Here is a 13,504-nt window from a genome sequence, read left to right as displayed (position 1 = left end):
CTCCAGTTCAATGCCGATCGACCCATCTCAAGCCAATCAGCCCGACGATCAGATACGCAAGCGCAGGAACCGCCGCCGTGACCGGCGCGGGCCACGTGTTCAGCGTGCCGATGTGCGAGAAGAGCGTATTGAACAGCTGAAAGCTCATGCCGATCATGATGCCGCCGAAAACCTTCACGCCGACGACGCCCGCACGCGTGTGCAGATACGCAAACGGCAGCGACAGAACCAGCATCACGAATACCGCGAACGGATACAGAATCTTGCGCCAGAACGCGATCTGATAGCGCTGCGTGTCCTGGTGATTCTCGGTCAGATGCTGGATGTAGCGAAAGAGGTTGAACATCGACATCCGGTCCGGCGACACCAGCAGCACCGACAGAATCTGCGGCGTCAGTTCGGAGCGCAGCGAGTACTCGGGCAGCGTCGTTTGCTGCGCGCGATACACGGGGTTCAGCGCATCGCCGGGATTGACGGCCTGGGGCGCGGCGTCGATCAGTTGCGTATCGGTGACGCCGGTGAGCTTCCAGTGCCCCGGCGGCGCGTACACGCCCGACTTCGCGATGCGCACGTTTTGCAGGCGAAACTTTGAATCGAACTCGTAGATGCGCACGTTCGCGATGGTCGTATCGGGGTTCAACTGGCCGACGTTCACGAAGCGCGTGACCTGCTCGCCGTTGTCGCGCGCGGTCAGCGTGTCCTTCACCCACACGCCCGACTGAAAATTCGTCGATACCGATGAACCCAGCGCCTCCAGCCTGACGCGCTCGCTCAACTGATCCGAGTACGGCCCGACCACTTCGCCGATGATGTACGTGATGAACACGAGTGGCACGCCGATCTTCAGGAGCGATCGCAACGCGCTGCCCGTCGAGAGCCCGGACACGCGGAAGATCGTGAACTCGGAGGCGGCCGCCATCTGCGCGAATACGTAGATCGCGCTGATGAGCGCCGCGACCGGAATGATTTCGTAGAAGCGCGACGGCGTCTGCAATGCGACGCGCAGCACGGCGAGCCCGAACTTGTAGTTGCCGTGTCCGACCGTGTTCAGTTCGTTGATCAGGTCGAAGAAGAAGAACAGACCCGAGAACGCGAACAGGATAAAGATGAACGCGAGATAGATCTGACGCGCGAAGTACCTTTCGTAGATGCGCATCGGATCAGGCCTCCTTCGAGCGGAAGGACGGCAGCCTGAAGAGCGGCCGGTTGCGCACGCGCAGCCAGAAGATGAAGCCGACCAGCGCGGACACGAGCACGTGCAGCCCGATGATGCCGACACCAAAGGACATCTTCCCTTGCTCGATCCACGACTGGACCACGTTCAGCAAATTCGAATACGTCAGGTAAATCAGCACGGCCATCACGAGATTGATCGTGCGACTGCGGCGGGGGTTCTGGTAGGAGAGCGGGATGGCGAGCAGCATCAGGTTGATCGCGATGAGCGGCAGACCCGCGCGCCACGCGAATTCGGCGAGGTTGTCCTTGGTCGGATTGGCGAGCAGGTCGGGCGTGTAGATGCCGGTCGTGGTCGGCGTGTTGACCACCTGGTGGCTCTGTATCTTCACACCATAGCGCTCGAACTCCATGATGCGGAAGTTCGGCTGACCGGGCTCGCCGTCATAACGTCGGCCGTTTTCCAGCACGATGAAGCGGTCGCCGTCGTTGCGCGTCTCGGTGTGGCCGTTCTTCGAGACGATCACATTCACCTTGCCGCCTTCGGTGCTCGTCACGAACACGTTCTCCACATGCCCCTGATCCGGCGACATCTTCTCGATGAAGAACACGCGATGGCTCGCCGGCGATTCGCGGAACTGCCCCGGCGCGAGGAGCGAAACTTCGTCGCGTTGCTGGAAGCGCGCCTTGATGAGCTTGCTCTGCTGATTCGACCACGGCCAGCCGACGAACGCGAAGAAAACGATCAGCAGAATGATCGGAGTGGAGAATACGGCGACGGGTTTGATGAGGCGCGTCTGACTCACGCCGGACGCGAGCCACACGACCATCTCCGAGTCGCGATACCAGCGCGTGAGCACGAAGAGGATCGACACGAAGAGCGTCACGATCAGCATGACCGCGAGATAGCCGATGACGGTGAGCCCGATCAGCACCACGACGTCGCGCGGGTCGACCTGGCCCGATGCCGCGAAGCCGACGATGCGGATCATCATCGTCGTCAGCATGATCGTGAGCAGCACCATGAATACGGCGCCGGCCGTATACGCGAGTTCGCGCTGTAGGGAGCGTTCGAAGATCATTGAGTGATAGCGGGTGACAAGCGCGATGGCCGGCGGCGATGCATTAGGCGAATGGCATGCTCTGACAGACGACGGGCGATGGTGACATTCCCGGAGACTCCCGCCTGTGACCGCCGCGGAAAAAATAGCGGATAATTGCGGCTTTCATCCTTCAGCCCAGATTTTATCCGAGGATAAGCGCGATGGACTTTAGCATAAAAGCCTGTGATTGGAGCAAAGGCGCAGCAAATGGTTTCCTCACCGGGAAGGCCGATGTCGTGGTGGTCGGCGTGTTCGAAGCGCAGACCCTGACAGGCGCCGCACTCGAAATGGATCTGGTCACCAAGGGCCTCGTCACGCGCGTCGTGAAGGCCGGCGACATGAGCGGCCGCGCAGGCACGACGCTCTTTCTGCAGGAAGTGACCGGCATCGGCGCATCGCGTCTCTTGCTGGTCGGGCTCGGCAAGCAGGATGCCTTCAATCAGAAAGCCTACGGCGAAGCGGTGCGTGCCGCATGGCGCGCGATCCTTGGCACGAAGATCGCGCAGGTGTCGTTTACGCTCGCGCAACTGCCGGTGCTCGAGCGCAGCGGCGACTGGGCCGTGCGCGCCGCGATCCTCGCGCTGCGCGAACTGACCTACAAGTTCACGCAGATGAAGAGCAAGCCGGAGAACGGCACGCGCGCGCTGAAAAAGATCGTGTTCAGCATCGACCCGGCGGATGAGAAAGCCGCGAAGCTCGCCGCGAAGCAGGCGGCAGCGCTCGCGAACGGCATGGACCTCACGCGCGATCTCGGCAACCTGCCGCCGAACGTCTGCACGCCGACGTATCTCGGTCAGACCGCGAAGAAGCTCGGCCGCGACTGGAAGCTGAAGGTGGAAGTGCTTGGACAAAAGCAGATCGAAGCGCTCGGCATGGGCTCGTTCCTCGCGGTCGCGAAGGGATCGATCGAGCCGCCCGCGTTCATCGTCATGCAATATCAGGGCGCGGGATCGGGCAAGAACGCGGGCGCGCCCGTCGTGCTCGTCGGCAAGGGCATCACGTTCGATTCGGGCGGCATCTCCATCAAGCCCGGCGAAGCGATGGACGAGATGAAGTACGACATGTGCGGCGCGGCCTCGGTGTTCGGCACGCTGCGCGCGGTCGCGGAAATGGGGCTGAAGCTCAACGTCGTCGGCATCGTGCCGACTTGCGAGAACATGCCGGCCGGTAACGCGCTGAAACCCGGTGACGTCATCACGGCGATGTCCGGCACGACGATCGAAGTGCTCAATACCGACGCCGAAGGCCGCCTCATCCTGTGCGACGCGCTCACGTATGCGGAGCGCTTCAAGCCGGCGGCGGTCGTCGATATCGCGACGCTCACGGGCGCGTGCATCATCGCGCTCGGCCATCACAACACGGGCCTTTTCTCGAAGGACGACGCGCTCGCGGGGGAATTGCTCGATGCATCGCGCGAAGCGGTCGATCCGGCCTGGCGCTTGCCGCTCGACGACGAGTATCAGGATCAGCTCAAGTCCAATTTCGCGGATATTGCCAATATCGGCGGCCGTCCGGCAGGCAGCGTGACGGCGGCGTGCTTCCTGTCGCGCTTCACGCAGAACTATCCGTGGGCGCACCTGGACATCGCGGGCACGGCGTGGAAGAGCGGGGCGGCGAAGGGCGCGACCGGCCGTCCGGTGCCGCTGCTCACGCAATTCCTGATCGACCGCGCGGGCCAATGACGGCGCGTTTTCCTTCGGGGCGGATCGTGCAAAAGGCGCACGCATGACGCGCATCGATTTCCATTCGAACGTCGGCGATTCGATTGCGTATGCGTGCCGCCTCGTGCGCAAGGCGTACCTGAGCGGCGAGCCGATCGTCGTGCTTGCCGAGCCCGCGCGGCTCGCCGCGTTCGACGAGCAGTTATGGACCTTCTCGCCGCTCGATTTCGTGCCGCACTGCATGGCGGGCAGCCCGCTCGCGGCCGAGACGCCCGTCGTGCTTGCCGCGAATCTCGACGACGTGCCGCATCACCGCATTCTCGTCAATCTCAGTATGACCGTGCCGCCGCAGTTCGCGCGTTTCGAGCGGCTGCTGGAAGTGGTCGGCAACGAGGAGCAGGAACTCGTCGCGGGGCGCGAGCGGTATCGCTTTTATCGCGATCGCGGCTATGCGCTGAACAATTACAAGCAGGGCGCGTGACCGAACATAGCGCTCGGATTCAGCGCGCTATCATCGGCCGGATATTTATAGAGACGGAGTGAGTTGTGTCCAATACGTCAGATGCTTTCGATACCTCGATCCCCGTTCTCACCGAAGTCGTCGTGCCGGGCAAGCCGGAGTACGCACGCACGCCGGGGCAGGACGCGCCCGCGATTGTAGCCGTCGACGAATACGATGCCGAATTCCTCGCCGAACGCCTGCATGGACGCTTCACGAGCTTTCTTTCGGGCGACGGACGCGAACTGATCGAATCGCGTTGCCGCGACGCGTTGCGCGAACATTCGACGTGGCTCGTCAATCAGATCACGCGCGAAGTCGCGCTGGCGCTGGAAAGCGAACTGACGGACTGGGTGCGAGAGGCGGTCGAGGAAGAATTGGTGCGGCGCAAGAAGAGCTGAACACGCAAAAAAAAGGGGCGCACGATTTGAGTCGTGCGCCCCTTCTTCATTTGCGGTCAGCCGAAGAGATTCAGCCCGTCACAGCGCCCTTGTTCGCGGGCAGCGCAAGTGCCGCATATTTCGACAGCACGCCGCGCGTGTAACGCGGCGCCGGCTTTTTCCACTCGCCACGACGGCGCTCGATTTCCGCGGCATCGACGTTCAGTTCGAGCAGCAGCTTGTGCGCGTCGATGGTGATCGAATCGCCTTCGCGCACGAGCCCGATCGTCCCGCCGACAAACGCTTCCGGCGCGACGTGCCCGACCACCATGCCCCACGTGCCGCCGGAGAAGCGGCCGTCCGTGATGAGGCCGACCGATTCGCCGAGCCCCTTGCCGATGATCGCCGACGTCGGCGCCAGCATTTCCGGCATGCCCGGCCCGCCTTGCGGTCCGAGATAGCGCAGCACGACGACGTCGCCGGCCTTGATCTTGTCGGCGAGGATCGCTTCCATCGCGCTTTGCTCGTCTTCGAACACGCGCGCCGGGCCCGTGATGACCGGGTTCTTCAGCCCCGTGATTTTCGCGACCGCGCCATCCGGCGCGAGGTTGCCCTTCAGGATCGCGAGGTGGCCTTCGTCGTAGAGCGCCTTATCGACCGGGTAGATCACCTTTTGGTCGGCGCGCGGCTTGCCCGGCACATCCTTCAGTTCTTCAGCGATCGTGCGGCCCGTGATCGTGATGCAGTCGCCGTGCAACATCCCCGCGTCGAGCAGGATGCGCAGCACTTGCGGAATGCCGCCGGCCTTGTGCAAATCGGTCGCGACGTACTGGCCCGACGGCTTCAGGTCGCAGATAACCGGCACTTTCTTCCTCATGCGCTCGAAGTCGTCGATGGTCCATTCCACTTCCGCCGCGTGCGCGATCGCCAGATAGTGCAGCACGGCATTGGTCGAGCCGCCCGTCGCCATGATCAGCGCGACGGCGTTTTCGATCGACTTCTTCGTGATGATGTCGCGCGGTTTGAGGTCTTTCTTGACCGCTTCGACCAGCACGCGCGCCGATTCGGCGGCGGAATCGACCTTTTCCTGATCGGGGTTCGCCATCGTCGACGAATACATCAGCGACATGCCGAGCGCCTCGAACGACGAGCTCATCGTGTTGGCGGTGTACATGCCGCCGCACGAACCGCTCGACGGGCACGCGTTCTTCTCGATGCCCTTGAAGTCTTCCTCCGACATGCGTCCGGCCGTGAACTCGCCGACCGCCTCGAACGACGACACGATGGTCAGATCCTTGCCCTTCCAGTTGCCCGGACGGATCGTGCCGCCGTACACGTAGATGCCCGGCACGTTCATGCGCGCCAGGCCGATCATGCCGCCCGGCATGTTCTTGTCGCAGCCGCCGATCACGACGACGCCGTCCATCCACTGGCCCTGCACGGCCGTTTCGATACAGTCGGCGATCACTTCGCGCGAGACGAGCGAGTACTTCATGCCTTCGGTGCCCATCGACATGCCGTCGGAGATGGTCGGCGTGCCGAAAATCTGCGGATTCGCGTCCGATTTGCGGATCGATTCGATCGCGGCATCGGCGAGACGCTGCAGGCCGGAGTTGCACGGCGTGATCGTCGAGTGGCCGTTTGCGATGCCGATCATCGGCTTGTCGAAGTCTTCTTCCTTGTAGCCAAGGGCGTAGTACATCGAGCGATTGGGCGAGCGCGCCACGCCCTGGGTGATGTTTTTCGAGCGGCGGTTGTAGGCCATTTGGGGGCTCCTTGAGGATTTTTTCGTTTAGTGCCGGAAGAATGCAGCGTCGGCAAGTGTCTGTCCAATATATTATTCAGGGTTTATTAGGTCGCGGAAGATATCAATGGATCAGCGAAATCCGCCCGTCGAACTGCGCCTGTTGCGCTATTTTGTGACCGTCGCGGAGGAAATGCACTTCGGCCGTGCGGCCGCTCGCCTCGCGATGACGCAGCCGCCGCTCTCGCAGGCGATCCGCGCGCTGGAGGACGCGCTCGGCGTCGCGCTTTTTGCAAGAACGAAGCGCTCGGTCGAGCTTACGCCGGTCGGCGCGGACCTGCTGCCGGAAGTGCGCCGCCTGCTCGCAGACGCCGACGCGCTGCGTCCGCTCGCGCAATCGCTCGCGCGGGGCGAGGCGGGTGTGCTGTCGCTGGCGTTCGTATCGACGGCGGATTACGGGCTTTTGCCCTCCCTTTTGCGCGATTTCGGCGCGCGTTATCCCGGCGTGCGGCTCCAGCTGACGGAAGCGACGAGCGACGTGCAGATCGAGGAACTCGTCGCGGGCCGCATCGACGCGGGCCTCGTCATTCCGCCGCTGCCGCCGCGGCACGCGGCGGCGCTGTCCTACCTGCCGATCGCGCGCGAACCGCTCGTCGCCGCGCTGCCCGCCGATCTTGCGACGCAACTCGGGCAGGGCGCCGAGGAATGGGCCGATACGCCGGTGAGTCTGCAGGAACTGGCCCCGGCGCCGCTTGTCGTCTTCCCGAGACGGCTCGCGCCCGGTTTCTATGACATCATTATGGGTTGCTACGGCGCGGCAGGACTCACGCCGCGCATCGGGCAGGAGGCGATCCAGATGCAAACCATCGTGAGCCTCGTGTCCGCCGGCATGGGCGTCGCGCTCGTGCCGCAGTCGCTCAGGAATCTGCGTCGCACGGGAGTGGTGTATCGTCCGCTCAGCGTCGAAGGACCGTTCGTCGAGACGGGGCTCGTCTGGCGCGCGGCGGAAGTGAGTCCCGTGCTCGCCGGTTTCATCGACATCGTGCGCGCCCACGGCGCCACGGTGCCTGCTACCTGGTTCGCGCTTAAAAGTTGACGCTTTATAGTTCGCGCATCTCGAACCGCTACTACAACCTACGATGCTCATTCATCCCAATTTCGATCCCGTCGCGATTCACTTAGGGCCGCTCGCCGTGCGCTGGTACGGCCTCATGTATCTGGTGGCGTTCGTGTCGGCGGTCGTCGTCGGCCGGTTGCGGCTGCGTTTGCCGCACGTCGCGGCGCAAGGCTGGACCGCGCGCGACATTGACGACATGCTGTTTTACGGCGTGCTCGGCACGATCCTGGGAGGCCGGCTCGGCTATGTGATCTTCTACAAGGCGAGCTGGTATCTCGCGCATCCGTTCGACATCTTCAAGGTGTGGGAAGGCGGCATGTCGTTTCACGGCGGGTTCATCGGCGTGACGCTCGCGATGATCCTGTTCGCGTTTCAGCGCAAGCGCACCTGGCTGCAAGTGACCGATTTCGTCGCGCCGATGGTGCCGCTCGGGCTCGCGGCGGGGCGGCTCGGCAACTTCATCAACGGCGAACTGTGGGGCCGCGTGACTGATCCGAACGCACCGTGGGCGATGCTGTTCCCTGGCGCCGCGAACGATGATGCGATCTGGCTCGCCAAGCACTCGCAGGCCGATATGCAATGGCATCTCACGGAGATTTTCGCGCGCTATCACATGCTGCCGCGCCATCCGTCGCAGTTGTACGAGATCGCGCTCGAAGGCTTCGTGCTGTTCATCCTGCTGTGGACGTTCACGCGCAAGCCGCGTCCGGTGGGCGCGGGCTCGGCGCTCTTCCTGATCGGCTATGGACTCGCGCGCTTCACCGTGGAATTCGCGCGTGAACCGGATGATTATCTCGGCTTGCTGACCTTCGGCCTCTCGATGGGCCAATGGCTTTCGGTGCCGATGATCGTCGTCGGCATCGGGATCATGATCTGGGCGTACCGGCGCGACAAGCGCCTGCCATCGAAGCCGGCGAACGCGGCTTGATGGTTTCAAGAAAAAACGCCTCGCTGGTTTTAGCCAGCGAGGCGTTTCTCATGGTGAGGGCGTTACGTTCAACGCCCCATCTGCACCGATCCCGAAACATTGACCGTCACGGTCGAGGTCCCTGCTTCGAACGCCATCGGCGCGGCCATCTTCGCGTCGGCGCTCATGGCGCGCGCCTGCATCATCATCACGGGACGCGGTTGCGAGCCGCCATCATGATTGACGCTTACTTCGCGGATCGTGTAGCTGCTGTAGCCGAACGCCTGCGTCGATGCCTGCGCCTGCTGGCGGAACGAGTCGATCGCCTGCGACGAGAGCTTTTGCGCAGCCGCGCGTTGCGCTAGCGGCGACAGCGAGAACGCGACGTTGCCGACCTGCATCGACGAACTCATCTTGCCCGCGAGCTTCGATGCCGCTTCGAAGTCGTGCGATTCGAGCACGACTTCCGTGCGGCCGCGCCACGCGGAGATGCGGCCGTCGCGATCCGTCGACGGATAGACGGTGAACGAGCCGCTGCGCGCGGTGACGCCGTCGACGCCCTTCGCCATGCGCAGCGCGGCGTCCGCACGCTGGTTGAGCGTGGCCGTGAGCGACGACGCGTCCGGGGCTTGCTGCTCGTAAAAAAGCGTGATGTCGACGGTGTCCTGCGGCACTTCGGCGCTCGCTTGCGCTGCGAGCGAGAGCACGCCTGAAGGCTGCGGCTGCGTGACGACGGTTTGCGCGGCGACGTTCGCGGACATCGTGAGCGCCGCGCTCGAAATGGCGGCGGCTGCGAGTGCGAACGCAGTGTTCTTTTTGATCATCGTGAAACTCCGGGGCATGAATCGCGCGATTCGCGACGCCGCTTAGGCGGCGCGCGCGTGCGTGAAGTTCCCTGTGCGCCTAGACGAGATGCTCGGTGATGAAGCGCCATTCCGCTTCGGTAACCGGCGTGATCGAGAGCCGGTTGCCCTTCGCGAGCACCCTCATGCCGGCGAGTTCTTCGTGCTCGCGCAGTGTGGCGAGCGGCACGAGCGGCGTCTTCTTCACGAACTTCACGTCGACGAGCAGCCAGCGCGGCGTTTCCTGCGTCGACTTCGGATCGTAGTAGGGGCTCTTGGGATCGAACTGCGTGGGATCGGGATACGAAGTCGACGACACCTTCGCGATACCCGCGATGCCCGGCTGCGGACAGCTTGAATGGTAGAAGAGCACGCCGTCGCCGACCTGCATTCCATCGCGCATGAAGTTGCGCGCCTGATAGTTGCGCACGCCGGTCCACGGCAGCGTTTTTTTCGCCGCATGCGCGAGATGATCGATGCTTGCTTCGTCCGGTTCGGACTTCATGAGCCAGTAGCGCATGATCGGGAGAGAAGGTTGAGAGCAAAGAAAAACGGCATCGGAAAAACCGATGCCGTTGTATAAGGTCCCCGCCTCAGCCGCTAGGCCGGCATCCTGAACCTGGGTTCAAGATTGGTCGCAGTAGGCAGCACTTCGGGTACATCAGACAGAGTGACGCGCGCGCCCGTGCTACAAATTTCCGCAACCGTGCACAATGGCATTGGTTCAAGGAATATATGACCTTGGCGAACCAGGCAGGGAGTACTAACTCTACACCAATCGTTAGCTGGATGCAGCAACGACTTTTAATCTTTCTCGAATTAAGGACGGCCACCGCACAAAGCGAACTTGCGCTTTACTTTGCTGCTTATTTCAAGAGCTTACTGTGCTTCGTATTGCGCAATCACGGCGCCGAGCTGCTCGTTCATCTGGTGCATCGTGTGGCGGATTTCTTCCGCGGGGAACGATTCGCCGTGACGCACGCTGTTTTGCAGCTTAAGCAATTCCGACGCCAGCGAAAGAGCCGCCATCACCGCGATGCGATCCGTGCCGCGCACGTTGCTTGCAGTGCGCACTTTTGACATCTCGGCATCGACGCGGGCCACGGCTTCGCGCAGCGCGTCTTCGGTTTCCGCCGAGCAGGCGAGACGGTATGGCTGCCCGAGAATGGATACTTCGATCTGCTTGGTCGTCATGCTTTTTCTCCGTGGCTGTGCTCACCATGCATCTCGCCTGCATGCGCAGGTTCGTGTTCTGCATCGGACGATGAGTGCGGCGGCGAATCGGGGCCAAGAAGATCCAGTTGATTGTCCGGCTCGGGCGCGGCTTTCGCGCGCGGCAATTTTTCGAGGATGGCGTTCAGGCGCACCTGGGCGTCGTCGATTTTTGCCGAGAGGCCGTCGCGTTCCGCCTGCAGGGAATCGCGCTCATCGCGCACTTGCGCGAGTTCGCTTTGCGCGACGGCATAGTCGGCACGCAACTGTTCGAGTTGCTCTTCGAGCGTGCGGCGCGCTTGATGATGGCGTTCGCTGATCTTGATCAGCCGGCCGATGTTCTGTGAAAGTGATTCGAGTTCGTTGAGCATGTGCTGCGTCCTCTAAAGACCTCGCATTTTAGCGCGGTTCAACCGGGCTTCCGATAAATGTCTCGTTTCGAGACGTAACAGCACGCGTTCTTGCGCGTAAAACGCGCTTGCCGCGCAATTCGTGTGGGGAAAGAGCGGGGCGTTTTCGTCGCGCGTCGTCGCGTATTCATACGCGTTGATGCGCGCGCAAACCTTTGACATGCATGAGCGCAGTCGTTCCGCTTTCTTGACGCCCTCCGGTGCCGCTCCTACACTTGCCGCACTTTTGGTGCTCGCGCCCGCATTCATGCGGACGCAGTCAAACGGGAAACAGGGAGCAAAGTCCGTCGAGGACGAGCCAACCTGTGCTGCCCCCGCAACGGTAAGCGACAGCCACGCAAGTTGCAAGTCGTCCCGGATGCGTTTGGTCGGTTGCCCTCGTTCACGCGTGACGCTTTTTTCGTCACCTGAAAAGCGGCGCGCGAACAAATGTGTCGATGCCACTGCGCGTTTTCGCGCGGGAAGGCGGGCCGATGATGTCGCCAGCCCGGATACCGGCCAATGGTCACGTGCCGCGCTCGTGCTTCGCACGAGGCAGCACCGTTTGCGCATGAAGCCTGCGGGGAGCGGGTCGCGCTCGCCATCGACAGGAAACGCTTCACACATGTTTCATCCCCTCGTCCGCGTGGTCCGGCCGATGCTCGTCGTCGGCGGCGCGCTGCCGTTTGCGGCGCTTGCTCAAGCCGAGCAGGCTTTGCAGCCCATCGTCGTCACCGCGACGCGCGCGCCCGAGCCGCTCGCCGATTCCATCGCACAAACCACGCTTTTCGACGCGCAGGACATCGCCGACACGAATTCGTCCGATGCGGCCGGCCTCGTCGCGCTCGCGCCTGGCGTGCAGATCACGCGCAACGGCGGGCCGGGCGCGTCGTCGGGGCTATTCATACGCGGCGCGTCGTCGGCGCAATCGCTCGTGTTGATCGACGGCGTGCGGGTCGAGTCGGCGGGGCTCGGCGCGGCGCAGCTTTCGCAACTCATGCTCGATGAAATCGACCACATCGAAGTCGTGAACGGCAACGTATCCGCGCTGTATGGATCGGGGGCGATCGGCGGCGTCGTGCAAATTTTTACGAAGGAAGGCGGCAGTCATCCGCCGCGCTTCAACTTCGAGGCCGAATACGGCAGCTATCACTCGCAGCGGCAGCAACTCGGCGCGAGCGGCGCGCTCGACCAGGAGGGGCGCACGACATTCAGCGTGACCGTCTCGCGCGAAAAGACCGACGGCTTCTCGTCGATCGATCCGGCCATCGCGCCGAACGCCAATCCGAACGCGAACGGCTATCTCAACGAAAGCGTCGCGGCGACGCTGCGCCACGCGTTCACGGACAAGTGGGACGGCGGCGTACGATTCTTGCAGTCGAACGGCATCAACAGTTTCGACGATGCATACGGCGTGCCGACCGACCTGAACGAATCGCACGATCGTGTGCGCTCGGCGTCGGTGTTCGCGAACGGCAAGCTGACCGATCGCTGGACCACGCACTTCACGCTGGCGCAGGGACAGGACCGCGCGGCGATCGACCAGAACGGCGTCGCGACGAGCCGCTTCGATTCGGAGAATCGCCAATACGTGTGGCAGAACGACTTTCGGCTTGCGCGCGATCACAAGCTGCTGTTCGGCTACGAACACGTCGACCAGTCGCTCGATTCCGACGAACTCGCCGCGCCCGATCGCCACGTCAATTCGGTGTTCGCGGGCTACGTGGGCCGCATCGGCGCGAGCCAGTTCCAGGCGAACGTGCGGCGCGACCAGTACTCCGATTTCGGCGGCGCGAACAGCTACTATCTCGGCTACGGCTACAACTTCGATCAGCACTGGAAGGTGACCGCAAGTTACGCCGCGTCGTTCCGCGCGCCGAGCTTCGACGATCTGTACTATCCGTTCAGCGGCAATCCGTCGATCCAGCCCGAGCGCAGCCATTCGGTCGAAGCGGCGTTGCAGTACGCATCGGGGAAGATCGGCGTGCTGCGCCTGACGGCATTTCAGACGCGCTATACGAACCTGATCGATTACGTGGGCGACGGCAGCGGCTTTTACATCGCGCAGAACGTGGGGCGCGCGAAGATTCAGGGCATCGAGGGATCGTGGGCGGGGCACGTCGGCGCAACGGACGTCCGCGCGAGCTTCACGTTCCAGAATCCGCTCGACGAAACGAATCACGAGGAACTGACGCGGCGCGCGCGCCGGTTCGCGTCGTTCACGGCGCACCGGTCGATCGGCGCATGGCGTGTCGGCGGCGAGTGGATCGTCAGCGGCGCGCGCAACGATTACGAGTCGACGCTGGCGGGCTATGGCGTCGTGAACCTGTCGGCGCGTTACGAGATCACGAAGTCATGGTACGTGGATGCGCGCATCGACAACCTGTTCGACAAGGACTATGAACTCGCCTATTCGTACAACACGCCGCGTCGCGGTGCCTACATCACGCTCGGCTGGCGGCAGCTTTGAGCCTTGA

General features: G+C 62.9%; 13 protein-coding genes, 1 other RNA gene and 1 riboswitch. Of the genes, 6 read left to right on the top strand and 8 right to left on the bottom strand.

The features are described 5' to 3' along the window. Positions 1-7: 7 nt before the first annotated feature. Together lptG and lptF are read right to left on the bottom strand one after the other, a co-directional pair. Positions 8-1,156, bottom strand: a complete 1,149-nt coding sequence (gene lptG, locus AWB65_RS00745) for an LPS export ABC transporter permease LptG (protein ID WP_087665323.1) — start codon at positions 1,154-1,156, stop codon at positions 8-10. 4 nt (positions 1,157-1,160) lie between these two features. Then, positions 1,161-2,255 carry an LPS export ABC transporter permease LptF gene (lptF, locus tag AWB65_RS00740; RefSeq protein WP_087665322.1) on the bottom strand — a complete coding sequence of 365 codons (1,095 nt, stop codon included), beginning with the start codon at positions 2,253-2,255 and terminating at the stop codon, positions 1,161-1,163. Between the two features lie 182 nt (positions 2,256-2,437). Between lptF and AWB65_RS00735 the strand changes: the two genes are divergently transcribed. The 3 genes from AWB65_RS00735 to AWB65_RS00725 all read left to right on the top strand — a co-directional run bounded on the left by AWB65_RS00735 (position 2,438) and on the right by AWB65_RS00725 (position 4,837). Next, a complete protein-coding gene (locus AWB65_RS00735; RefSeq protein WP_087665321.1) occupies positions 2,438-3,958 on the top strand; it encodes a leucyl aminopeptidase in 1,521 nt (506 codons plus the stop codon). A 43-nt stretch (positions 3,959-4,001) separates the two neighbouring features. Then, a complete protein-coding gene (locus AWB65_RS00730; protein WP_087665320.1) occupies positions 4,002-4,418 on the top strand; it encodes a DNA polymerase III subunit chi in 417 nt (138 codons plus the stop codon). Between the two features lie 65 nt (positions 4,419-4,483). Continuing rightward, complete coding sequence (locus AWB65_RS00725) at positions 4,484-4,837, top strand: DUF2486 family protein (RefSeq protein WP_087665319.1); 354 nt, start codon at positions 4,484-4,486, stop codon at positions 4,835-4,837. A 70-nt stretch (positions 4,838-4,907) separates the two neighbouring features. Here the strand turns inward: AWB65_RS00725 and ilvD are convergent, their stop codons facing one another. After that, positions 4,908-6,581 (bottom strand): dihydroxy-acid dehydratase, encoded by a 1,674-nt coding sequence (gene ilvD, locus AWB65_RS00720; protein WP_087665318.1) that lies wholly within the window; start codon positions 6,579-6,581, stop codon positions 4,908-4,910. A 106-nt stretch (positions 6,582-6,687) separates the two neighbouring features. Here ilvD and AWB65_RS00715 point away from each other — a divergent pair, with 106 nt between their 5' ends. Both AWB65_RS00715 and lgt read left to right on the top strand, forming a co-directional pair. Beyond that, positions 6,688-7,656 carry a LysR family transcriptional regulator gene (locus tag AWB65_RS00715; protein WP_087665317.1) on the top strand — a complete coding sequence of 323 codons (969 nt, stop codon included), beginning with the start codon at positions 6,688-6,690 and terminating at the stop codon, positions 7,654-7,656. 43 nt (positions 7,657-7,699) lie between these two features. Further along, entirely contained in the window at positions 7,700-8,605 is a 906-nt protein-coding gene (lgt, locus tag AWB65_RS00710; protein WP_087665316.1) for a prolipoprotein diacylglyceryl transferase, read from the top strand. A gap of 68 nt (positions 8,606-8,673) precedes the next feature. Here lgt and AWB65_RS00705 read toward each other — a convergent pair whose 3' ends face one another. The 5 genes from AWB65_RS00705 to AWB65_RS00685 all read right to left on the bottom strand — a co-directional run bounded on the left by AWB65_RS00705 (position 8,674) and on the right by AWB65_RS00685 (position 11,009). Beyond that, positions 8,674-9,408, bottom strand: a complete 735-nt coding sequence (locus AWB65_RS00705; RefSeq protein WP_087665315.1) for an SIMPL domain-containing protein — start codon at positions 9,406-9,408, stop codon at positions 8,674-8,676. Between the two features lie 79 nt (positions 9,409-9,487). Then, positions 9,488-9,946 (bottom strand): EVE domain-containing protein, encoded by a 459-nt coding sequence (locus AWB65_RS00700; RefSeq protein WP_087665314.1) that lies wholly within the window; start codon positions 9,944-9,946, stop codon positions 9,488-9,490. 61 nt (positions 9,947-10,007) lie between these two features. After that, a non-coding RNA gene (ssrS, locus tag AWB65_RS00695) (6S RNA) lies at positions 10,008-10,189 on the bottom strand. A 116-nt stretch (positions 10,190-10,305) separates the two neighbouring features. Further along, positions 10,306-10,620 (bottom strand): cell division protein ZapA, encoded by a 315-nt coding sequence (locus tag AWB65_RS00690; RefSeq protein WP_087665313.1) that lies wholly within the window; start codon positions 10,618-10,620, stop codon positions 10,306-10,308. After that, positions 10,617-11,009, bottom strand: coding sequence for an ATPase (locus AWB65_RS00685; RefSeq protein WP_087665312.1), 393 nt, complete (start codon positions 11,007-11,009; stop codon positions 10,617-10,619). Before AWB65_RS00685 ends, AWB65_RS00690 begins: the two co-directional genes overlap by 4 nt. A gap of 249 nt (positions 11,010-11,258) precedes the next feature. Then, positions 11,259-11,565, top strand: a riboswitch (cobalamin riboswitch). 120 nt (positions 11,566-11,685) lie between these two features. On the opposite strand from AWB65_RS00685, the gene AWB65_RS00675 reads away from it, so the two are divergent. Beyond that, positions 11,686-13,497, top strand: a complete 1,812-nt coding sequence (locus AWB65_RS00675) for a TonB-dependent receptor domain-containing protein (protein WP_235007472.1) — start codon at positions 11,686-11,688, stop codon at positions 13,495-13,497. Positions 13,498-13,504: the final 7 nt, after the last annotated feature.

The sequence above is a fragment of the Caballeronia humi genome (assembly GCF_001544475.1).
In the GTDB taxonomy this organism is placed as follows: domain Bacteria; phylum Pseudomonadota; class Gammaproteobacteria; order Burkholderiales; family Burkholderiaceae; genus Caballeronia; species Caballeronia humi.
Note: the sequence above shows the minus strand (reverse complement) of the source record. Positions and strands in the feature narration are given on the sequence as shown.